General features: G+C 70.5%; 17 protein-coding genes, 2 tRNA genes and 1 pseudogene. 10 read left to right on the top strand and 10 right to left on the bottom strand.

What is annotated here, in order from left to right; translation table 11 throughout:
- Positions 1–61: 61 nt before the first annotated feature.
- The 3 genes from ABIE67_RS23310 to ABIE67_RS23300 form a co-directional block, all read right to left on the bottom strand.
- Positions 62–589 carry a DinB family protein gene (locus tag ABIE67_RS23310; protein ID WP_370260495.1) on the bottom strand — a complete coding sequence of 176 codons (528 nt, stop codon included), beginning with the start codon at positions 587–589 and terminating at the stop codon, positions 62–64.
- A gap of 121 nt (positions 590–710) precedes the next feature.
- A complete protein-coding gene (locus tag ABIE67_RS23305) occupies positions 711–1,235 on the bottom strand; it encodes a hypothetical protein (RefSeq protein WP_370260494.1) in 525 nt (174 codons plus the stop codon).
- A gap of 72 nt (positions 1,236–1,307) precedes the next feature.
- Positions 1,308–2,174, bottom strand: a complete 867-nt coding sequence (locus ABIE67_RS23300) for a bifunctional DNA primase/polymerase (protein ID WP_370260493.1) — start codon at positions 2,172–2,174, stop codon at positions 1,308–1,310.
- 376 nt (positions 2,175–2,550) lie between these two features.
- Here ABIE67_RS23300 and ABIE67_RS23295 point away from each other — a divergent pair, with 376 nt between their 5' ends.
- The 6 genes and pseudogenes from ABIE67_RS23295 (at position 2,551) to ABIE67_RS23270 (ending at position 8,674) form a co-directional block, all read left to right on the top strand.
- A complete protein-coding gene (locus ABIE67_RS23295) occupies positions 2,551–2,877 on the top strand; it encodes a hypothetical protein (protein ID WP_370260491.1) in 327 nt (108 codons plus the stop codon).
- A 409-nt stretch (positions 2,878–3,286) separates the two neighbouring features.
- Positions 3,287–4,306 carry a bifunctional MaoC family dehydratase N-terminal/OB-fold nucleic acid binding domain-containing protein gene (locus ABIE67_RS23290; RefSeq protein ID WP_370260489.1) on the top strand — a complete coding sequence of 340 codons (1,020 nt, stop codon included), beginning with the start codon at positions 3,287–3,289 and terminating at the stop codon, positions 4,304–4,306.
- Between the two features lie 29 nt (positions 4,307–4,335).
- Positions 4,336–4,728 (top strand): annotated as a pseudogene (locus ABIE67_RS23285) (MaoC family dehydratase); the annotation flags it as partial.
- A 176-nt stretch (positions 4,729–4,904) separates the two neighbouring features.
- A complete protein-coding gene (locus ABIE67_RS23280) occupies positions 4,905–6,071 on the top strand; it encodes a lipid-transfer protein (RefSeq protein WP_370260488.1) in 1,167 nt (388 codons plus the stop codon).
- Positions 6,072–6,217: 146 nt separating this feature from the next.
- Positions 6,218–6,787 (top strand): SigE family RNA polymerase sigma factor, encoded by a 570-nt coding sequence (locus ABIE67_RS23275; protein ID WP_370260487.1) that lies wholly within the window; start codon positions 6,218–6,220, stop codon positions 6,785–6,787.
- 210 nt (positions 6,788–6,997) lie between these two features.
- A complete protein-coding gene (locus ABIE67_RS23270; RefSeq protein ID WP_370260486.1) occupies positions 6,998–8,674 on the top strand; it encodes a long-chain fatty acid--CoA ligase in 1,677 nt (558 codons plus the stop codon).
- A gap of 100 nt (positions 8,675–8,774) precedes the next feature.
- Here the strand turns inward: ABIE67_RS23270 and ABIE67_RS23265 are convergent, their stop codons facing one another.
- Positions 8,775–13,229 carry a PAS domain-containing protein gene (locus ABIE67_RS23265; RefSeq protein ID WP_370260485.1) on the bottom strand — a complete coding sequence of 1,485 codons (4,455 nt, stop codon included), beginning with the start codon at positions 13,227–13,229 and terminating at the stop codon, positions 8,775–8,777.
- A gap of 303 nt (positions 13,230–13,532) precedes the next feature.
- Entirely contained in the window at positions 13,533–14,042 is a 510-nt protein-coding gene (locus ABIE67_RS23260) for an SSI family serine proteinase inhibitor (protein ID WP_370260484.1), read from the bottom strand.
- A 226-nt stretch (positions 14,043–14,268) separates the two neighbouring features.
- Here ABIE67_RS23260 and ABIE67_RS23255 point away from each other — a divergent pair.
- A tRNA-Ser gene (locus ABIE67_RS23255) sits at positions 14,269–14,359 on the top strand.
- A gap of 210 nt (positions 14,360–14,569) precedes the next feature.
- A tRNA-Arg gene (locus ABIE67_RS23250) sits at positions 14,570–14,642 on the top strand.
- Positions 14,643–14,719: 77 nt separating this feature from the next.
- Here the strand turns inward: ABIE67_RS23250 and xerC are convergent.
- The 5 genes from xerC to ABIE67_RS23225 are packed head-to-tail and all read right to left on the bottom strand — an operon-like array spanning position 14,720 to position 18,246.
- Positions 14,720–15,946, bottom strand: coding sequence for a tyrosine recombinase XerC (gene xerC, locus ABIE67_RS23245; RefSeq protein ID WP_370260483.1), 1,227 nt, complete (start codon positions 15,944–15,946; stop codon positions 14,720–14,722).
- A complete protein-coding gene (locus ABIE67_RS23240; RefSeq protein ID WP_370260482.1) occupies positions 15,943–16,149 on the bottom strand; it encodes an excisionase family DNA-binding protein in 207 nt (68 codons plus the stop codon). Before ABIE67_RS23240 ends, xerC begins: the two co-directional genes overlap by 4 nt.
- Positions 16,146–17,516, bottom strand: coding sequence for a replication initiator protein RepSA (gene repSA / locus ABIE67_RS23235; protein ID WP_370268831.1), 1,371 nt, complete (start codon positions 17,514–17,516; stop codon positions 16,146–16,148). Before repSA ends, ABIE67_RS23240 begins: the two co-directional genes overlap by 4 nt.
- 47 nt (positions 17,517–17,563) lie before the next feature.
- Entirely contained in the window at positions 17,564–17,776 is a 213-nt protein-coding gene (locus ABIE67_RS23230; protein WP_370260481.1) for a hypothetical protein, read from the bottom strand.
- Complete coding sequence (locus tag ABIE67_RS23225; protein ID WP_370260480.1) at positions 17,773–18,246, bottom strand: hypothetical protein; 474 nt, start codon at positions 18,244–18,246, stop codon at positions 17,773–17,775. Before ABIE67_RS23225 ends, ABIE67_RS23230 begins: the two co-directional genes overlap by 4 nt.
- A gap of 221 nt (positions 18,247–18,467) precedes the next feature.
- On the opposite strand from ABIE67_RS23225, the gene ABIE67_RS23220 reads away from it, so the two are divergent.
- Positions 18,468–19,226 carry a GntR family transcriptional regulator gene (locus ABIE67_RS23220; RefSeq protein ID WP_370260479.1) on the top strand — a complete coding sequence of 253 codons (759 nt, stop codon included), beginning with the start codon at positions 18,468–18,470 and terminating at the stop codon, positions 19,224–19,226.
- Positions 19,223–19,786, top strand: a complete 564-nt coding sequence (locus tag ABIE67_RS23215) for an AAA family ATPase (RefSeq protein ID WP_370260478.1) — start codon at positions 19,223–19,225, stop codon at positions 19,784–19,786. Before ABIE67_RS23220 ends, ABIE67_RS23215 begins: the two co-directional genes overlap by 4 nt.
- The last annotated feature ends 644 nt before the right edge of the window (positions 19,787–20,430 follow it).

Below are 20,430 nucleotides of genomic sequence, written 5' to 3'. Positions count from 1 at the left end.
GTGGCGTCGGCTGCGACCGCTCACCCCTCTGTACGACCCTCCGTGTCTGCGCAGTGCCCGCTCAGTGCCCCTGTCGTGCCCGCAGCAGCCGTAGCTGACCGATCTCCGCGACGTTCTTCATCAGTTCGGCGTTCACCCAGCTGATCATGTGGGCGACGGTGTACTGCGGGTCGTGCGGCGGGGGGTAGGACGCCGTGGCGTCCAGGTCCGTGTCGTCGAGTCGGTCCAGGGCCGCCAGCCAGTCGGTGCGCAGATCGCGCAGCCAGGCGATGGTCGCCTTTCCGCCGCCGGGCCAGGTGACGTCGGTCCGGTCCCGGGGCGGGCGGCCGAGCAGATGGTCGGTGGTCACGCTCCACCACCAGCCGATGTGCCAGCTCACCCAAGCGATCGTCGGCACCGGGACGGGGTCGGGCTCGGTCTCCGCCCAGTCCGGCACCCAGGTGCCGTCGTCGGTCTGACGCACCGTCCAGCAGTGCGGCCCCGGCTCCCACAGGAAGTCCTCGGGCCGCAGCCGCTCGAGGTGGTACTCGAACAGCGCCCAGTTCAGGTCGAACTGCCAGCGCAACAGGTCACGTCGGGAAACGCTCATCGGCCGACCCTGCACACGGGCTCCCCCTCGGGGCAAGCCGATTTCCCCGCCACGGCTGCCTTGAGAGCCCGGCTCCGGAGCGCCGCCTCAGGGCCGTCGCCTCAGGGCCGCCGCCCTGGTGTTAGAGCTCGTAGTCCCGCGCCAGCCCCTCCCAGTCATCCTGGAGCTCGTAATCCCGCGCCAGCGCCTCCCAGTCGACTCCCCGCAGCGCCTCCTCCGCGTCACAGCCGTACGGCACGCGCGCGGTGGGCTGGAACCAGATGATCGTGAGGGCGGAGCGGCGGAGGACCGGGTCCTGGTCGTGGTCACCGTCGAGGGGCGTGGAGTGGAAGGCGCCGACGCAGGCCACGGCGGGCAGCACCTCGACCGGGCCGAACGCGCCCGCGTACTGGTCGGGGTACTCGCGCGGCGGCGGGACGAGGTGCACCGGCACGGCAGGGTGGGCGCGTTCCGCGGCGCGGACGAGGTCCTTGATCTTCAGGTCGTTGACCGGCTTGCACGGGTAGCCCCCCAGCATTCCGCCGTTCATTCCGCTGTGCGTCCCGACGGTCATTCCGCCGTTCGTTCCGCCGTACGTCGAGGAGAGCCCCAGCTCGGAGAGGTCGAGCGAGCGGCCGGTTGTGAGGATGACGCGGGTCAGCGACATGGTCGGCGCTTTAGGGCGGTGGTGCATCGAGCTCCCGTGCGTTTCAAGGCCTCGGCCGGGCGTCTGCGTCCGTCAGGGCCGGTGCCCGGTCATCCGCGCCGCCGACGCGATCGTCGCGCGGGCCTCGCGTTCGGTCAGGCCGGTGTTGAGCGCCGCCTCGACGAGGGGGTCGACGAGGGTGGGGCCGATGCCGTCCTCGTAGGCACGGCAGGCGGCCCAGAACAGGCGGGTGTTGCGCTGGCCCTCGTGCGCGGCGAGCACGAACTGGACGAGGCCCTGGCCGTGGCCGCCTGCCAACGGGGGCGTGAAGTGGTGCGTGCGGGGTGGGGGGAGCAGAAGGCGCAGGAGGGCGCGCGGACAGGGCGCGGGGCCGATGTGGGAGGTTCCGGGGGCGGTGCTGTAGACGCCGTGGTCGGTACGGGAGCCGGGGCCGACGAGGTAGCCGCCGGCGCCCCGGATGTCGATGCCGGGTGCGAGACGGCCCGCCGAGTTGGGGACGACGACTTCCGCCGGGCCGGTCAGCCAGAGGTGGCGGCCGCCGCTCGGGGTCACGACGACCACCGTGGGCGGGATCGTGAACAGGTGGCGCAGTGCCAGTTCGCGCAGGGCGGCGGAGGAGTCCGTACCGGATTTGGTGTCGAGGTCGATGCCGATGAGGTGGTGCGGGGGCAGGCCGCAGGCGATGCCGTAGCCCGTGGCCCAGGGGGCGGCGGCGAAGAATTCGCGGATGCGGGCGGGGTCGGTGGAGGCGTCGTAGACCCCGTGCCCGAGGCGGCCGCACTCGCCGTGGCAGGGGGCCGGGTCGGGGTCGTCGCGGTGCGGGGAACGCAGGGCCGGGAGCTTCGTCCGGGACAGGGGGATGACGGCCAGACCGCGCTCGGCGGCTGACAGGGCGTGTGCGAGGGCCAGCGTCGTGGCCTGCCGGTCGGTGGTGGCCATGCCTCTATGTTCGTACGAGTGTTCGAAAAAAGAAAGAGGTGATGGGTGTGACTCGCCGACGGCGCGCCGCTCCGCGGGGATTGGCCGGAAGGGTGCCAGAACGTTTCCCCTCTTGTGCGGCTTGGGGTGGAGCTGTCCGTACTGCCCTGGCGTGAGTGCTGTAAGTGGCGAAAGGGGTTTATCGACTTGTCATCACGCTTCAGGGCGAATGGGGGCTTCCGGGGTGGTTCGCCGGGGATTCGGTGGGCAACTCTGATCTCGCGACGTCGTGCAGAACTCCGGGGCGGTCGGCCAACTGCCTTGGAAAGCGCAGTACTTCATGCACCACCAATGCGTCCGGCGGGGAGCCTGGGCGCACCTGTTCTGGAGGAACAACATGGCAAGCATCCGTACCGCCCGCGTCATCGCCGCCGTCTCCGCACTCCCGCTCGCCGCCGCTCTGTTCGCCGGCGTCGCGGCTGCGGACAACGGCGCCTTCGCGGACGACGGATCCAGCGCGGCCGTCACGAACGCCGCCCAGGGCCTGATCGGCAGCGGGGTCGGCGGCGACAACTACGGCACCTCGTCCACCACCCAGCAGCAGGCGACCGGCTCCGGCGCCTCGAACCAGAGCAACACGGCCCAGGTCAACGGCTCCGCGTTCACGGCCATCAACCAGGGCAACGACAACACGTCCGTCAACTTCACCCCCCTCTGGTGGTGAGCTGAGGGGGCCGGCGCCCCGGTGCTCACGCGCCGGCCTCCTCGGAGTTGTGTGGGGTGTGCTCTGTGGGGTGTAACGCGTCTGCGCGGCGGTACTTCGGTGCCGCCGCGCAGGCGTTTTTCTGCGGGGTTGACAGTACATCGGATCTGACGGACAGTCAGAAACTCTCTGGGGCCTACGTATGGTCTCCGCTGGCCTGCGTAGGCCCGTGGGCTTACGAGGGACCTGCGTGAGTGTCTGTGGGGCGTCCCGGGGGTCTGCGTGGTGCGGTGCGGCGCGGCCGCGGGGCTTCCTGAAAGATCCCGGAATCTCGTGGGAACCGGATCGGCGGTCGCGGTGTACCAGAAGTGTCAGTGCGATGCGCCGTGGGCGCCGTGGGCGATGAGGGCGAAGAAGCGAGGGGGCGACGGTGAGCTACGAGCCGGTGGTGAGCCATGAGCTGGAAGCGGGCGACGAGTTCGCGACACGGCTGAAGGTCTATGAGGGGCAGCGCGCCGCCGTGGCCCGTGTCGGCAAGGACCCCGTCAACGCGCCCATGATCCGGCACTGGTGCGAGGCGATGGGCGACACCAACCCGGCGTACTCGGGACCGGACGCCATCGCACCCCCCACCATGCTCCAGGCATGGACCATGAGCGGCCTCTCCGGCCATACGAGAGGCACGCACGCCTACGACGAGCTGCTCGGCCTGCTCGACGAGGCGGGCTACACCTCGGTGGTCGCCACGGACTGCGAGCAGGAGTATCTACGGCCCCTGCGGCCCGGGGACGAGATCACCTACGACTCGGTGATCGAGTCGGTGTCGGAGAAGAAGACGACGAAGCTCGGCACGGGGTACTTCGTCACGACCCGCATGGACATCCGCGTCGGCCCGGACCTCGCGGGCACCCACCGCTTCCGCATCCTCAAGTACGCGCCTCTACGTCGGGCAGACCGGCCAACCCGGCGGGACCGGGACCGGTCGCAGAAGCCCTTACGCCCCCGCCCCGTCGTCAACCGGGACAACGCCGACTTCTGGGAGGGCGTCCAGCGGCACCGACTGCTCATCCAGCGCTGCACCGGCTGCGGCACCCTGCGCCACCCCTGGCTGCCCGGGTGCAACGCCTGTGGCGGACTGGACTGGGACACGGTAGAGGCGAGTGGCGAGGGAACGGTCTATTCGTACGTCGTGATGCACCACCCGCCGTTCCCCGCCTTCGACCCTCCCTACGCGGTCGGCCTGATCGAACTGACCGAGGGGGTGCGGATGCTCGGCAATGTGCTGGGGGTGCCGTACGACAAGGTGCGGATCGGGTTGCCGGTGCGGCTCGAATTCCGGGAGTACGACGAGGAGTTGGTGCTGCCGGTCTGGTGCGCTGAGGAGACCCGGGAAATGCAGGAGCTTCAGGAGGCACAGGAGGCCCAGAAGACGCAGGAGGTGGTCGCGTGAGGGGCGGGGAGGAGGTGACGGGGTGGCCGGTGCAGGCCGGTGACGCACTGCCGCCGCTGGAAATCCCGATCACCCGCACGCTGATCGTCGCCGGAGCCATCGCCTCACGCGACTACCAGGACGTCCACCACGACGCGGAGCTGGCCCGCCAGAAGGGCTCCCCCGACATCTTCATGAACATCCTGACGACGAACGGCCTGGTCGGCCGCTACATCACCGACCACTTCGGCCCGACGGCCGTACTGCGCAGGGTGGCCATACGACTCGGGGCGCCCAACTACCCGGGAGACACGATGGTGTTGACGGGACGCGTCGAGGAGGTCGAGGGAGACACGGCGACGGTTCGGGTGGTCGGCGCGAACGGCATAGGGAGGCACGTCACCGGCACAGTGACGGTCACCGTGCCCGGACAGGCGGCGTCCACTGGGCAGGCCGAGGCGACTGCCACTGTCCCGGAGGGGGCGGCGGTCACCGTGCCGGAGAGGGCGGCGTTCACCGCGCCGGAGGGGGCGGCGGTCACCGTGCCGGAGGGGCCGGACGCCACCGGCCCGGCGGACGCGGCGGACGCGGCGGCCACCAGGGCATCGGAGGCGCCGGCATGAGTGTGCGTGCACGGGACGGCCTTGCCGGGCGGGCGGCGATCGCCGGTGTCGGGGCCACCGAGTTCTCCAAGGACTCGGGGCGCAGCGAGTTGCGGCTGGCAGTGGAGGCGGTGCGGGCCGCGCTGGACGATGCCGGGCTGGCGCCGGGGGACGTGGATGGGATGGTGACGTTCACGATGGACACCAGCCCGGAGATCACCGTGGCCCAGGCGTGCGGGATGGGGGAGCTGTCCTTCTTCTCCCGGGTCCATTACGGCGGCGGCGCGGCCTGTGCGACCGTCCAGCAGGCGGCGCTCGCCGTGGCGACGGGTGTCGCGGAGGTGGTGGTCTGCTACCGGGCGTTCAACGAGCGGTCGGGCCGGAGATTCGGCTCGGGTGTGCAGCACCGGGAGCCCTCGGCGGAGGGCGTGGCGCTGGGCTGGTCCCTGCCCTTCGGGCTGCTCACCCCGGCCTCCTGGGTGGCGATGGCGGCCCAGCGGTATCTGCACACTTATGGGCTGACGCCGGAGGTGTTCGGGCATGTGGCGGTGATGGACCGCAAGTACGCGGCGACCAACCCGGCCGCGTACTTCCACGGCAGACCCATCACCCTCGCCGACCACGCGGCCTCGCGCTGGATCGTCGAGCCGCTGCGGCTGCTGGACTGCTGCCAGGAGACGGACGGCGGCCAGGCGCTCGTCGTCACGTCCGTCGACCGGGCCCGTGACCTGCGCCACCCGGCGGCCGTCATAGCGGCGGCGGCCCAGGGAGCAGGCCGAGGGCAGGAGCAGATGACGAGCTTCTACCGGGACGACCTCACCGGCCTGCCGGAGATGGCCGTGGTGGCGCGGCAGCTGTGGCGGACGGCGGGGCTGGGGCCGGGGGAGATCGATGTGGGGATTCTGTACGACCACTTCACCCCCTACGTCCTCATGCAGCTCGAGGAGTTCGGGTTTTGCGGGAAGGGAGAGGGCGGGGACTTCGTGGCCGGGGAGCGGCTGCCGCTCAACACACATGGAGGGCAGCTCGGGGAGGCGTATCTGCATGGGATGAACGGCATCGCGGAGGGAGTGAGGCAGGTGCGGGGGACGTCCGTGAACCAGATATCCGGGGCGGAACGGGTGCTGGTGACGGCGGGCACAGGGGTGCCGACGTCCGGGCTCGTCCTTACTGCCGACCGATGACCCCCAGGGGTAATCCCGCAGTAGGTGTCCCTCGCTCGTCCACCTTCAGGAGGTGTAGTCAGCCCCACCCCTACAACCTGAGGCGGACGCTGCTTCGGCACCTCCGGCCGATCCGCTGAAGCAGGGGCCGCTCATAGCGTGGAGCCATGACCACACCCGTCTGCACCAGCGCTTCCGACGCGGCTACATCGGCGAGGCAGACCCGTCCGAACGCGACGTATCCCTCCTTCACGTCGTACGTGCGGGCCCGCCAGCCGGTGCTGCTGCGTACCGCCCGGTCGCTGACCGCGAACCCGAGCGACGCGGAGGACCTGCTGCAGACCGCGCTCACCAAGACATACGTGGCCTGGGAGCGCATCGAGGACCATCGCGCGCTCGACGGCTATGTGCGCAGGGCGCTGCTGAACACGCGGACGTCGCAGTGGCGTAAGCGCAAGGTCGACGAGTTCGCCTGCGACGAGCTGCCCGAGCCGGAGCCCCCGCCCGGCCACGACAGCGACCCGGCGGAGCAGCAGGCGCTGCACGACGCCATGTGGCGCGCGATCATGCGGCTGCCGGCGCGGCAGCGGGCGATGGTCGTCCTGCGGTACTACGAGGACCTCAGCGAGGTCCAGACGGCCGAGGTGCTCGGCGTCTCGGTCGGCACTGTGAAGTCGGCGGTGTCGAGGGCGCTCGGGAAGCTGCGCGAGGACCCTGAGCTGGGGCTGGTCCGGTAGGGCCGGCGCACGGTGGGTCGGGTGGGCCCGCCCCACCTGTCCCGGGCCCGCCCCGCCCTGTCCGCCCCGCCACGCCCCGTCCCGCCCACGCCACCGCACGTAGCGGGAGAGCTCTGTGAACGCAACGTGACATGATCGATCGCCCGACCCTAGTGACATACCGCGCGGTATGCGCGCAGAATCTCCGCAACCCTTACTACCGCGTAGGCAATGTCGCCCCGGGAGGACGCCGTGCTGAGCACGATGCAGGACGTACCGCTGCTGATCTCGAGGATCCTGACCCACGGGTCGACGATTCACGGCACATCGCAGGTCATCACATGGAGCGGCGAGGCCGAGCCGGACCGCCGTTCCTTCGCCGAGGTCGGTGCTCGCGCGGCCCAGCTGGCGCACGCCCTGCGCGAGGACCTGGGCGTGGCCGGCGACGAACGGGTCGCGACGCTGATGTGGAACAACGCCGAGCACGTCGAGGCCTACTTCGCGATCCCCTCCATGGGCGCGATCCTGCACACCCTCAACCTGCGCCTCCCGGCCGAGCAGCTGGCCTGGATCGTCAACCACGCGGCCGACCGGGTCGTCATCGCCAACGGTTCGCTCCTCCCCCTGCTCGCCCCGCTGCTGCCGCACCTCAAGACGGTGGAGCATGTGGTGGTGTCGGGGCCGGGTGACCGTTCCGGGCTGGCGGGCGCGTCCGTGCAGGTGCACGAGTACGAGGACCTGATCGCCGGCAAGCCGACGACGTACGACTGGCCGGAGCTGGACGAGCGTCAGGCCGCCTCCATGTGCTACACCTCCGGGACGACCGGGGACCCGAAGGGCGTCGTCTACTCCCACCGCTCGGTCTACCTGCACTCCATGCAGGTCAACATGACCCAGTCGATGGGGCTGACGGACCAGGACACGTCGCTGATCGTGGTGCCGCAGTTCCACGTCAACGCCTGGGGCCTGCCGCACGCCACCTTCATGACCGGCGTCAACATGCTGATGCCGGACCGCTTCCTGCAGCCCGCGCCGCTCGCCGAGATGATCGAGGGCGAGAAGCCGACCCACGCGGCCGCCGTGCCCACCATCTGGCAGGGCCTGCTCGCCGAGCTCACCGCGAAGCCCCGGGACGTCTCCACCCTCGGGCAGGTCACCATCGGCGGTTCGGCCTGTCCGCCCTCGCTGATGGAGGCGTTCGACAAGCTGGGTATGCGGGTCTGCCACGCCTGGGGCATGACGGAGACCTCCCCGCTCGGCACGGTCGCGCGCCCGCCGGCCCACGCGGTGGGTACGGCGGAGGAGTTCGCGTACCGGCTGACCCAGGGCCGTTTCCCGACGAGCGTCGAGGCTCGCCTCACCGGTCCCGGCGGCGAGCGCATCCCCTGGGACGGCGAGTCGGCGGGCGAGCTGGAGGTGCGCGGCCCCTGGATCGCGGGCGCCTACTACAACGGCCCCGACGCCGAACCGCTGCGCCCCGCCGACAAGTTCAGCGAGGACGGCTGGCTGAAGACCGGCGACGTCGGCACCATCTCCGCCGACGGCTTCCTCACGCTCACCGACCGCGCCAAGGACGTCATCAAGTCCGGCGGCGAGTGGATCTCCTCGGTCGAGCTGGAGAACGCCCTGATGTCCCACCCGGATGTCGCCGAGGCCGCCGTGGTCGCCGTCCCCGACGACAAGTGGGGCGAGCGCCCGCTGGCCACGGTTGTCCTCAAGGAGGACGCCACCGCCGACTTCGAGACCCTGCGCACCTTCCTCGCCGACGAGGGCAAGATCGCCAAGTGGCAGCTGCCGGAGCGCTGGACGCTGGTCCAGGCGGTTCCCAAGACCAGCGTCGGCAAGTTCGACAAGAAGGTGCTGCGCAGGCAGTACGCCGAGGGTGGCCTGGACGTCACCAAGCTCTGACGGAGCGCCGTCGGGGGAACTGTCGTCGGTCGGCTGCGGGTTGTTCGTGGTTGATCGCGCAGTTCCCCGCGCCTCTTGAAGGGCGCTTGGGCACCGTCTGTCAGTTGGTCCCGATCCGCGCCAGCAGATCCACGATCCGGCTCTGCACCTCGTTGCTCGTCGACCGTTCCGCCAGGAACAGCACCGTCTCGCCGGAGGCCAGCCGTGGCAGGTCGGCCTGGTCGACGGCGGCGGTGTAGACGACGAGGGGGGTGCGGTTGAGCTGGCCGTTCGCGCGCAGCCAGTCGACGATCCCGGCCCGCCGGTGATGGACCTGCATCAGGTCCATCACGACCAGGTTCGGCCGGAAGTCCCCCGCCAGCGCCACCGCGTCCGCGTCACTCGCGGCCCGCGCCACCTGCATCCCGCGCCGCTCCAGCGTCGCGGTCAGCGCCAGCGCGATCTCCGCGTGCTCCTCGATCAGCAGCACCCGCGGCGGGTGCTGCTCACTGTCCCGAGGCGCCAGCGCCTTGAGGAGTACGGCGGGATCGGCGCCGTACGCCGCCTCCCGCGAGGCCTGTCCGAGCCCCGCGGTCACCATCACCGGCACCGAGGCGGCGACCGCGGCCTGCCGCAGCGACTGCAGCGCGGTCCGTGTGATCGGCCCGGTCAGCGGGTCGACGAACAGCGCGGCCGGGAACGCCGCGATCTGCGCGTCCACCTCCTCGCGCGAGTGCACGATGACCGGCCGGTAGCCGCGGTCGCTCAGCGCCTGCTGGGTCGTCACATCCGGCGCGGGCCACACCAGCAGCCGCCGCGGGTTGTCGAGCGGCTCCGGCGGCAGCTCGTTGTCCATCGGCTGCGGCCGCGGAGTGTCGGCGACCTCGACGGCCCCGCCCGGCCCGTCCAACGGCTCGGGCCCTTCGGCGGCGTTCTCGTCCGGGGCGCCTATGGCGTACGAGCGTCCTGCCCCCTCCGTCATCGGAGCGAGCCGCGACTGCCCTGCCATCGACGGCTGGGGCTGTGGCTGCCCGCCGGGCGACGGCTGTGACTGAGCCTGCGGCTGAGGCTGTGCGGCGGGCACCGGCTGTTCGGGTGACGGATGCGGCCGCGCCGCCTGCTCCGCCGAGGTGCCGGCCCGCGTGGCGGGGTCGGGCGGCGTCCCCAGCTTGCGGCGCCGCCCGCCGTTGGTCTGATGCGGGGGAGGCGTGGCCGAGGACTGCGCGGGCGGCGCCGGCTGCTGCACCTGCGCCGCCTGCCGCGTGAACGGCACACCCTGCCCCAACGTCCGCACACTGATCGCCCGACCCTGCGTCGAGTTCGGGTCGACGGGGGCGGCGGCAGGAGCGCCGGGAGCACCGGCCTCGGCGGGCAACGGCTGGGCAGCCGCTTCCGGAGGCAGCGGGGTGCCCGGCGCCGGGGTGCCCGCGGCGGGCTGGGCCTGGGTCGGCCGCGGAGGCTGCGCGGGCTGCGGGGCGGCCGCGTTCGACGGTACGGCGGTGGCGGCGACGTTCGCCGGTACGGCCGTACCGGCGTCGGGGGTGTCATCCGCGGCGGGCCACGGCTGCGGGGCCGGAACGCCCTGGGCCGGAGTGCCCTGACCGGGGGCCGACTCAGCGGGAAGGGGCTGGCCGGGAAGGGGCTGGCCGGCAACCGGCTGGGACTGACCCGGCGGTACCGGAGCCACCGGCCCCGGGGCACCCGGAGCACCGGGCGCAGCCGTCCCTGCCGCTTCCGCCGGCTGGCCAACGGCCCGTCGGCGACGCCCGGTGGGGGCGCTGGTGGGATGCGGCTGAGGCGGGGTGTGGTCCTCGGCCTGGTCGTGCGGCACGGCATCGTGCCGGCCCTCGTCGACGAGTACGTCTCCCGGAGCGCCCTGCCCGGGAACCGGTGCCTGTCCCGCCCCCTGGACCTGCCCCGGAATCTGGGCCTGTCCCGGAATCTGGGCCTGTCCCGGAACCTGGACCTGCCCCGGAACCTGGGCCTGTCCCGGAACCTGGGCCTGAGCCTGCCCGGGAGCAGGAACCTGAGCCTGTCCAGGAGCCGCAGCCACCGGCGCAGCCGGGGCGGGGGCCGGAGCCGGAGCCACAGGCGCAGCCGGAGTCATGCCCGCAGCCGCAGAGGCGGGCGCGGCCTGCCCGGCGCCACCGCCCTGCCCCTCCGCCGGACCGGCGCCGGCAACAGCACGGTCCGCCTCGGCGGGCGGCAGCGCGAACACCGGACGCGGCCCGGCCTCCTGCGCCTGCGCGGCACCGCGCTCGGCGGCCGTGGCCAGGGCACGTCGACGCCGCCCCGTCGGCTGAGGAGCGTCGCCGGGGCCGGCCGTACCGGGCCCGGAAGCCGGCTGGGCGGGGCCGGCCGCGGGCAGGGCGGGCGGCAGAGCGTGCTGCTCCCCGCCGTCCCGCCGGGCGCGGCGTCCACTGGGCGCGGGCACGCCCTGCGGCGGTACGGTCCCGCCCAGGTTGTTCCCGGCGGCCGCGGTCCCCGCCGCATGCTCGGCGGCCGTGACGACGGCCCCCTCGGCGACGCCGTCCCCGCCATCAATGCCATCAACGCCGTCCACGACGTCCTGGCCGTCCTCGGCCGGGCGTCCGCGCCGCCGTCCGGTACCGCCGGAGGCGTCGTCGCCCGCGTCCCCGGCCCCTTGAGGGAGCTCGGGCGCGGCCGCGCGCCTGCGCCGACGCCCGGTGGGCGCCGCACCCTCGGCATCCCCGGGCGCGGATCCGCCTTCGGCGTCGGTGCCGGGCGTGTCACTCTCCAGGAAGGCGTCGACGGAGGCCCGCCGGGCCCGCCGCCGCCCGCCTCCGGCACTCTGCTCGACGTCCTGCTCGGCAACCGCCTCGGGGGCAGCGCCCTCGGCGCCGCCACCGGCCTCGAGGGCGGCGAGATCGACAGGGGCGGCGGGAACGGCCCCGGCCCCACCTCCGATGGGCACCTCGAGGACGTACGCGTTGCCGCTCATCCCCGGCACCTCGTGCGTCTGCAGCACACCGCCGTGCGCGCGCACGATCCCGCGCACGATCGGCTCGTGCACCGGGTCTCCCCCGGCATACGGCCCGCGCACCTCGATCCGTACGACCTCACCGCGCTGTGCCGCCGCGACGACGACGGTGTTGTCCATGTAACCGCCCGCCGACACGGGCGAGTTGCCGGTCGCGTCCACCCCCGCGACATCCGCGACGAGATGCGCGAGCGCGGTGGCGAGGCGCTGCGGGTCGACCTCGGCCTCGATGGGCGGCGCGTGCACGGCGAACTGCACCCGCCCCGGGCCGATGAGCTCGACGGCCCCGTCGACACCCGCGGCGACGACGGCGTCCAGCATCACCTTCGTACGAACGACCCTCGCGCCGCCCGTGTCGAGCTGCTGGTACCCGAGGACATTGTCGATCAGGGTCGTGATGCGCGAATAGCCGGCCGACAGGTGGTGCAGCACCTGATTGGCCTCGGGCCACAACTGCCCGGCGTCGTCCGCGGCGAGCGCGGCCAGCTCGCGGCGGAGTTCGTCGAGCGGGCCGCGAAGCGAGCGGGCGAGCAGTGTCAGCAGCTGGTCGTGCCGCCCGGCGAGGGCCTCGTACCGGTCCTTCTCCCGCTCTCCGAGCGCGGCGTACCGCTCCTCGCCCGCGGCGAGTTCCTCCTCGTGCCGCTCCTGGAGTTCCTCCAGCTCGGCCACGTGCTTCTGCCGCAGGGCGGTCAGCTCGGAGGCGTGCTCCTCGGCGAGCCGCTCCAGCTCTTCGGTGTGCCGCTGCTCGGCGGCGGTCTTCTCCTCGGCGAGGGCGTCGTAGGGCCGCCGGTCGGCGAAGGTCATCACGGCGCCGACGAGTTGGTCGCCGTCGCGCACGGGGGCGGTCGTCAGGTCGACCGGCACCTTGTCACCGTTCTTGGCGAACAGCACCTGCCCGCGCACCCGGTGCTTGCGCCCGGAGCGCAGGGTGTCGGCGAGCGGGGATTCCTCGTACGGGAAGGGGGAGCCGTCGGGCCGGGAGTGCAGGACGAGCGTGTGCAGCTCCCGCCCGCCCAGGTCGCTGGCGCGATAACCCAGTATCTGAGCGGCGGCCGGATTGACCAGGACGATCCGCCCGTCGGTGTCGGTGCCGACGACACCCTCGGAGGCGGCCCGCAGGATCATCTCGGTCTGCCGCTGCGAACGCGCCAGCTCGGCCTCGGTGTCGACGGTGCCGGTCAGATCCCGGACGACGAGCATCAGCAGCTCGTCACCGCTGTAGCCGTACCCGTCGTAGGCCTGCTGGCCGTTCTCGAGATTCGCGGACGTGACCTCGACCGGGAACTCGGTCCCGTCGGTCCGCCGTGCCATCATCCGGGTCGGCTTGGTCCGTCCCTGCGGGTCCATGTGATCGGGCCGCCGCATGGACCCCGGAATGAGCTTGGAGTCGAACTGCGGCAGCAGATCGAGCAGCCCCCGCCCCACCAGAGCCGTCCCCGGCGCCTCGAAGGCCTCCAGGGCGATCATGTTGGCGTTGACGACCGTCCCATTGGCGTTGACCAGCACCAACGCATCGGGAAGCGCGTCGAGTATGGCTGCGAGGCGAGCAGCGCCTCGGGATGGCCTGCTGCTCACGAGACGCTTCCTCCCTGTTACCGCACCTTGCCGACCGCTCGGGCCATCTTGCCAACCGGCCCGCAGCGTGTCACGCGAGGGAGTCTAAGGGCTGGGGTTGCGCTCGCGACGCCGGATGAGAGGCAGGTCGCACGACGAAGTGACCCAGAACGTATGACCGCCCGTCCCGACCTCCTTTCCTTTCTCCTTCCAGTGTCATTCCGGCTTCGCGAGACCTTCGCGGGACTTTTACGGAGCCGGTGCTTCCGCCATGGAAAGTCTGTACGACGACGTACCGGACCCCCTGCTTCCCTGACGGGCGGGCTACGGCCGCCCCTCCTGCCGCAGGTCGGGAAGGAGCGGCACGAGCCGGTCCCAGCGCGCGATCTCGCACCCGTCACTGCGGTCGTACCGGGCGTCGACGGGGCGCCCGGCCCAGGTTCCGGTGACATGGGCGGTGGCCGACCCGCCGTACTGCATGGTGCAGAAGCTGCCCTGCGGTACGGGAGCGAAGCTGTCCTTGCCCCACCTGGTGCCGCGTTCCAGCGCGGCACAGGCGCCACCGGCGTCGGGGTGGTCGCCTCCGGCCGGATGACAGGACAGCTCATAGGTCCCGTCGGCACCGGCTCCCGCATCACGGACGGTGACGGTGAGGTGGTCGCCGGAGCGGCCGGGGTCCTGGAGGGACGGCGCCGCGAGGGGGAACGGCGCGGCCTGCGCGTACGCGGCGGCGGGCACGACGGAGGTGGAGCCGACGGCCACGAGGGAACCGGCGGTGACGAGGAGAAGCCGGCGAAGGCGCCAGGCCGGGACGGAACGGTTGACCTGCAACATGACCTGACTAACGCCGCACCCCTCCGGATGTTGCGCCCACCGCCCCGGCCGCCCCCCCGGGCCGCCCCCGCTCGTCGCCTCCGCCTCGACGCCACCTCGAAGCACGCCGAGAACAGCTTTGCCCTGCGGCCACCCCGCCTAGTACCGTGGAGGTCGATTGGTGACAGCACGCTCGACTGTGTCATCATCTGCACGCACCACTCGCGCTCGCGCGAGCGGCTGTGCTGGAGGCGTCGCCTAGTCCGGTCTATGGCGCCGCACTGCTAATGCGGTTTGGGCCTTAAAGCCCATCGAGGGTTCAAATCCCTCCGCCTCCGCGCTCGATCACGAAGCCCCGGTCCACTGGACCGGGGCTTCGGCGTTTTCCCGCCGACCGCCGAGGCGCCCTCAGAAGGCCTCAGACGGTTGTTCCCGCAGGTCACAAGGGGTACGGCTAACGGATTTCACATGGCGGCGGCAGTCATGTAATGTTCTTCCTGTCGCCGCGAGCGGGCCGGAAGGGCCGGGAGCGGCGGAAAACAGAACAAGCACTCGTAGCTTAACGGATAGAGCATCTGACTACGGATCAGAAGGTTGCAGGTTCGAATCCTGCCGAGTGCACACAGGTCAAAGCCCCCTCGGGATCATTCCGGAGGGGGCTTTTTCGTGCCGTACAGCAGCGAAGTACAGCAACCGCGTTAACCGGTACCGCCCATGGCATCGGACAGCTTGCCGATCGCGGCGCGCACCTCCTCTTCGCTTGCTTCGGCGTAGACCTCCATCGTCATGGCGATCTGCGAGTGCCGCAGGATGCGTTGAGCCACCTTGGGGTGGACCTTGAGCGCGACCAGGAGCGAGCTGCACGTGTGCCGGGTGTTCCGCAGCGGGATGACCCGGACCCCGGCGCGTCGAGCCCGCAGGGCGAACATGCGGGTGAGGTTGCCCGGTTCGATCGGGGTGCCGTACTTCGTGGTGAAGACCAGTCCAGCCGTGTCCTGCCAGAGCTCCCCGGCCGCCTTTCGGTCGCCGATCTGCTGAGCGCGGCGCATCCGAAGCGCCTTGAGGCAGAGGGCAGGCAGGGGAAGGAAGTCGTCGGATTCCTCGGTCTTGGTCTCGCGGTGCAGGATCTGACGTCCGGCCCGCTGGATCTGGTGATCTACGTAGAGCTCTCCGGTCTCGAAGTCGACCGACTTCCACGTCAGGCCCAGGACCTCACCCCGGCGCAGGCCGAGGCAGAGCACGAGCATCCAGGCCGCGAACAGGTGATCACTTCGAGCAGCGCAGTCGGCGAGGAACCGGCCAGCTTCGGCGACCGACCACGGCTTGATCCGCTTCCGCCGGGGCTTGGGGACCTTGACCAGGGAGGCCACGTTCTTGCTGATCTCCTCCTCGGTCACGGCGTGAGTGAGTGCCGCCCGGAGGGCATCGCGAGCCGCTTGGACGACGCGCCGTGAGGGGTGAGCCTCGCAGCACTCGCCGATGGCACAGCACCGCTGAGCCTCTCGGCGACGCTTGGCGTCCTTGCCCTGGGCGCAGCACTGGCACGTGATCGCGAGCTTGTTGATCCACTCGCGCACGTCCCGGACCGTGAGCTTGTCGATCCGCTTCTTACCGAGGTGAGGGTTGATGTAGAGCCGCACGGACCCCTCGTACGAGACGTACGTCAGCGGCGCGAGGTTCGGCTTAACGATCTCGTTGAGCCAGTACGTGAGGAAGGCGGCAAGGGTGCGGTGCCGAGTGGCCACCGGCCCCTTCTTGGCTTCGGTGTGAAGCTTGATCCACTTGTCGTGAACCTCATCGCGGGTCTTGCCGTAGACGTACTTGCGCTTGCGCTTGCCGTCCGGGGTGTCGACCCAGACGTACGCGGCGAAGCTGTTCTTGTACGGGTAGATCGAGCCTTCGCCGTTGGGGCGCTTGCCGCTCATGCTGACACCGCCTCAGATTCGGAGGTGACGCGCCGGATGTAGTCGTCCACCCATTCCGGCAGGATGCGCCGGTTGCGGCCGATCTTCACGGAGCGGATCTCTCCGGTGAGCACCAGCATCTTGGTCTTGGAGAGCCCGAAGCCGAGCATGGCCGCGACCTCCGCCGTGCTGTGCCACTTCGGTTGGATCACAGTCGTGGTCATGCTGCGAGTTCCTCCCAATCAAGTTGGTCTTGCAGGGCTTGGCGCGCGGTCTCTCGGTTCAGTCGGATGTCCTTTGCGATCGATGCGGCGAGCCAGGATTCACCCGGCGTGTGGCCTTGTCCGGCGTAGGTCCAGTGGGCGAGGACCAGCGTGGAGCCCTCCGAGTCGTCAAGGTCCTCGGACAGGCCCCGTTCGCGGCGTTCCTGGCGGGCGCGGTAGTCGGCGCGCACCTGACGGAGGGCGCCCAGGGTGGTGGAGTACTGGCGGGACTTGGTCGAGAAGTGCCCGCGGAAGCCGAGCATGTGAGCCCAGCGGGCCAACAGCCGATCCGGGTAGGCGTCGTCCAGGTCCCAGCACGCTTCGATCAACTGCCGCGTGTGCGTGGGCAGCGGCAGCTTGTCGAGCTCCGAGAGCTCCCCGATGCGGTGGTCAACGGTGCCCGTAGTCTCGGCCGCCTTGGTGGCGTATTTGGCCACGTAGGAGGCGACCGCCTGTTCGGTCAGCTCCTCATGCCCGAGGGCGCCGATCGGCTGTACGTCGACCTGGGTACCCCACCGCAGCGTCCGGGCGGGGAAGTCGCCGGAGGCGGGTACCGGCACGGTCACTCGGTCGGCGGCTGCTCGGATTGCGTCGTCCAGGAGCGCGACCGTCGCCCATGCCGGCGGGGACGTGTCGGGCCCGTCGGGACCGTCGAGGCGCACCACGGCGTGGAAGTGCACAGAGCCCCGCTTCTGGAACTCGGCGACCTTGCCAAAGGAGACCCGGCATACCTCCTTCATGGCCGCCTGGGTCAGGCCCGCGCGAGCGGCGATCTCCCGGCGCAGGTAGATCGTGAACCGGCGCCACAGGTCCCCGGCGTGGTTGTTCCACAGCACCGCCCCGGCGTAGTCGTACCGGTCCGGAGCGAGCGCCGTACCGAGGGCGGGGTCATCGTCGGCGTGGGAGCTCCCGCACCGGCAACGCCCGGAGTCCGGCCGGTTGTGCACGGGCCCGAACGAGGGCGCGGTGAGCGTGGCGAAGACCCGGGGGTGATCCCGAACGACCGGAGACACGCCCTTGTTCACGTCACCGGTGATCCCGGCACGGATCAGGTGGTAGGTGTCGCCCGCGTAGGTCCAGGCGCAGGCTGGGCAGCGGGAGGCCCGGCGGTTGCCGCAGGCGACCCGGAGCATGCCGCCCGGCTCAGCCTCGGTGCTGTAGGAGTACAGGACGTCACCGCTCTTGGCGTCGCGGGTGACCGTCTGGCCCTGGAGGCGGATCGGGTGCGCGCAGCCGCCGGTACGGCGGATCTGGTCCTGCCAGCGGTCGAAGCCCGGCGAGTTCGCCACCCGCAGCAGATCAGCCAGGGTCAGGGGGTCGGTGCCCATGGAGGCCGCAGCACCAGCCACGGCCTCAGGGGCGACGGGGAAGACCGTCACAGGTACTCCTCCCTCGGGTAGCCATGACCGAGGGGCGGGTACAGGCCGCGAAGCTTGGCGTCGTCCTCCGCGAACATCGCGTCATCGACCACGGTGAAGAAGTGGGTTCGCGGCCGAACGTCGTGCTGGTCGAGCCATATGCCGATCCGGCCGGAGCGCTCTTCGTCGGCGGCTTCCTGCGCGTGCAGGGGATCTTCGAAGTACGTCACGCGGCACCGTCCTCGGGCTGGCACACCCAGCACGGGCCGTAGCCCTCCTCGTACCACTCGGCCTCAGCGTCGATGACCCAGCGCGCCCAGAGCTTCCCGGCGTCGTCGCACTTCGGGCACGGGCCGTCGATCACGGCCGGGATGTCCCGCGCGGCCGGGGCGACCGGGGCCCAGAAGTAGGAGGTCGACGCCATGGATTCCGCGAGCTTGAGCCGCCGCGCGGAGGGGAACCGCTCGTTGTGACGGCGGTCGATCTCCGGGGTCGTCATGTCGCGCAGCCACAGCTTCCGGTGACCGAGGAGGTACGACGCGCGCCGACGGGTCTCCTCGCGGCCGAGGCGAGCGGCACCCTGAGAGATCCAGCCGATCAGGGTCGTGTCCACCGGCCCCTGGAGGCGGTAGTCAGTCGGCATGTCCGAGGCGTACAGCGCCACCGCGCGTTCCATGCCCGACAGGTCTTCGACTAACACGGCGGGTGTGGCATGCGGAGCAACCAGCGTTGCGGGCATGATAAGACTTCCCTTCGAGGGAGCCGGGGGCGGCGGTTCTTCTTGGCGGTTGAGCGCCGCCCTCGGGCATGGATGGACTGCCGTGCTCTCATCCATCGGTGAGCACATCCCTAGGGTTCCCTAGGGCACCCTAGGGTGTCAAGCGGTATGCTAGGGAAGTACCTGACCCAAGGGAGCTGACGATGTCCGACCAGGCTGACAATCGAGCGCCGTACGCGCAGATTGCCGCCCACTACGCAGAGTTGATCGCGTCTGGTGAGCTACAGCCGGGCTCGCTCCTGCCCAGCATCAAGAGCCTGTCTCAGGAGTGGAATGTCAGCACCGCGACCGCTGAGAAGGCGTTGAGGAAGCTCCGCAACGAAGGGCTTGTGCGCGGGATTCACGGGATTGGGACGGAAGTGCTTGACCGCCCCTCCCCGATGTCTTCCGGTGCTCAGCGGCAGGACCGAGGACGCCGGACCGGATCGAGTTGGGGGTCAGGTGAACGGTCCGACTCTCATCAGGCAGCAGTGACGGCGGCACCCGAAGCGGTAGCGCAGGCTCTGAATATCAAGCCTGGCTCGGACGTGATCAGGCGCAGTCGGGTGTACCGAGACCGGCATGGCATCGTGGCTCACTCAACGTCGTGGATTCCTGCCCAGTACCTGGAGCTGGTTCCACAGTTGGCGAAGAGTGAGCGTCTAGCGGGAGGGACTTCCCTTCAGCTCATCGCGGAGGCCACCGGCCGACCGATCACGCAGCGGATCGACACCGCGTCGGCGCGGCTCCTGAAGCCCGAAGACGCTGAGCTGTTGGAGCTGGATGCTGCAAAGATGCCGACGGAACCAGTTGTTGTGATGACGGCAAAGTTCCTCGACGTTGCGGGCAATGTGGTCGAGTACGGCGTGGACCTTGGAGGCCCCGGCCGTTCGTGGCGCACAGAATCGGAAGTCACCCAGTGACCGCAGCCAAGGACAGCCGTCGGCCCTTCTGTGTCCTGATGGCGGGACTCCCCGGTTCGGGGAAGACAACTCTGGCCCGTGAGCTGGTGGCCCGTGGCTTTGTGAGGCTGTGTCCTGACGAAGAGATGTACCGCCGACACGGGGTGTATGGGGTGGACTTCCCCAGGGGCACCTTCCCGACTCTTGAGCGTCCAGTCCTCGAAGAGATTTCTGCGGAGCTCCGCGAACGGCTCCGAGCCGGATATGACGTGGTGGTTGATCACGGGTTCTGGACACCGGACGACCGGGCCCGATGGAGGTCGATTGCGGCCGGTGCGGATGCGATCACAGTGGTGGTCTACCTAGAGGCCAGTCACGAAGAACTCTGGTCGCGCGTGAGTAAGCGAAATGCACAGCATGCAGCCGACCCAAACTCGATCTACTTCTCTGAGAGCGACTTGCTTCGGTATCGGACCAGGTTCGTGCCCCCCGCACCGGACGAACCCCACCTCCCGTACAACGGAGACCCCGAATCCGTGGTGAAGGCCCTCGAAGACGCCGCCGTAACGCCCCGCCCGTGACTGTTGGGTCGGGGCGTTACGGGTTTCTCTACCTCATCAAGCCCCGGCTGCGCTCCGCTCCGCCGGGCGCGCTTCCCGGCTCCGCTGCGCGCCGCGCTCCTGCCTTCGGCCCGCTCGCGCGCGCTGCGCCGACGCGCGCCCACATGTGGATAGGGCCGGTGGCCATGAGTCGATCACCGCATACGCAGCCCAACGTCAAGGCAATGCCTCCGGCGGGGGATCGGCCGGCACCGGGATGGAGGGGGCGCCGTTCCCGAGTGCAGGTCCGCAGTGGCGTGCGCGAGGAGCTCCCATCCCGTCCACCGTCGACCCAGGCGAAGCCGAGCAGACGCGGCCCATGGCGTCCAGGTCGTTCGTACAGTGGCGCGCTCCACCTGGACGCCATGGACCACGCCCGCTCCACGGTGTGTGGGTCGACGGCGGACGGGATGGGAGCTGGGGAGGGTGGTGGGTAAGGATGGTGGGAAGGTGCGGCTGAGTGGGGGTGGGAGAGATGCGGTACAGCAGCGAAGTACAGCAACCACAGCAACCAACCATGGCCTTGAGCGCCCGTCAGTACCCTTCTGACAGCCTGTATGACCGTCAATGCCCGATCTCTGTAGAGCTACGGATCAGAAGGTTGCAGGTTCGAATCCTGCCGAGTG

This window comes from Streptomyces sp. V4I8 (assembly GCF_041261225.1).
Classification (GTDB): Bacteria; Actinomycetota; Actinomycetes; order Streptomycetales; family Streptomycetaceae; genus Streptomyces.
The sequence above is the reverse complement of the archived record's forward strand: the minus strand, read 5'-3'. Positions and strand labels throughout refer to the sequence as shown.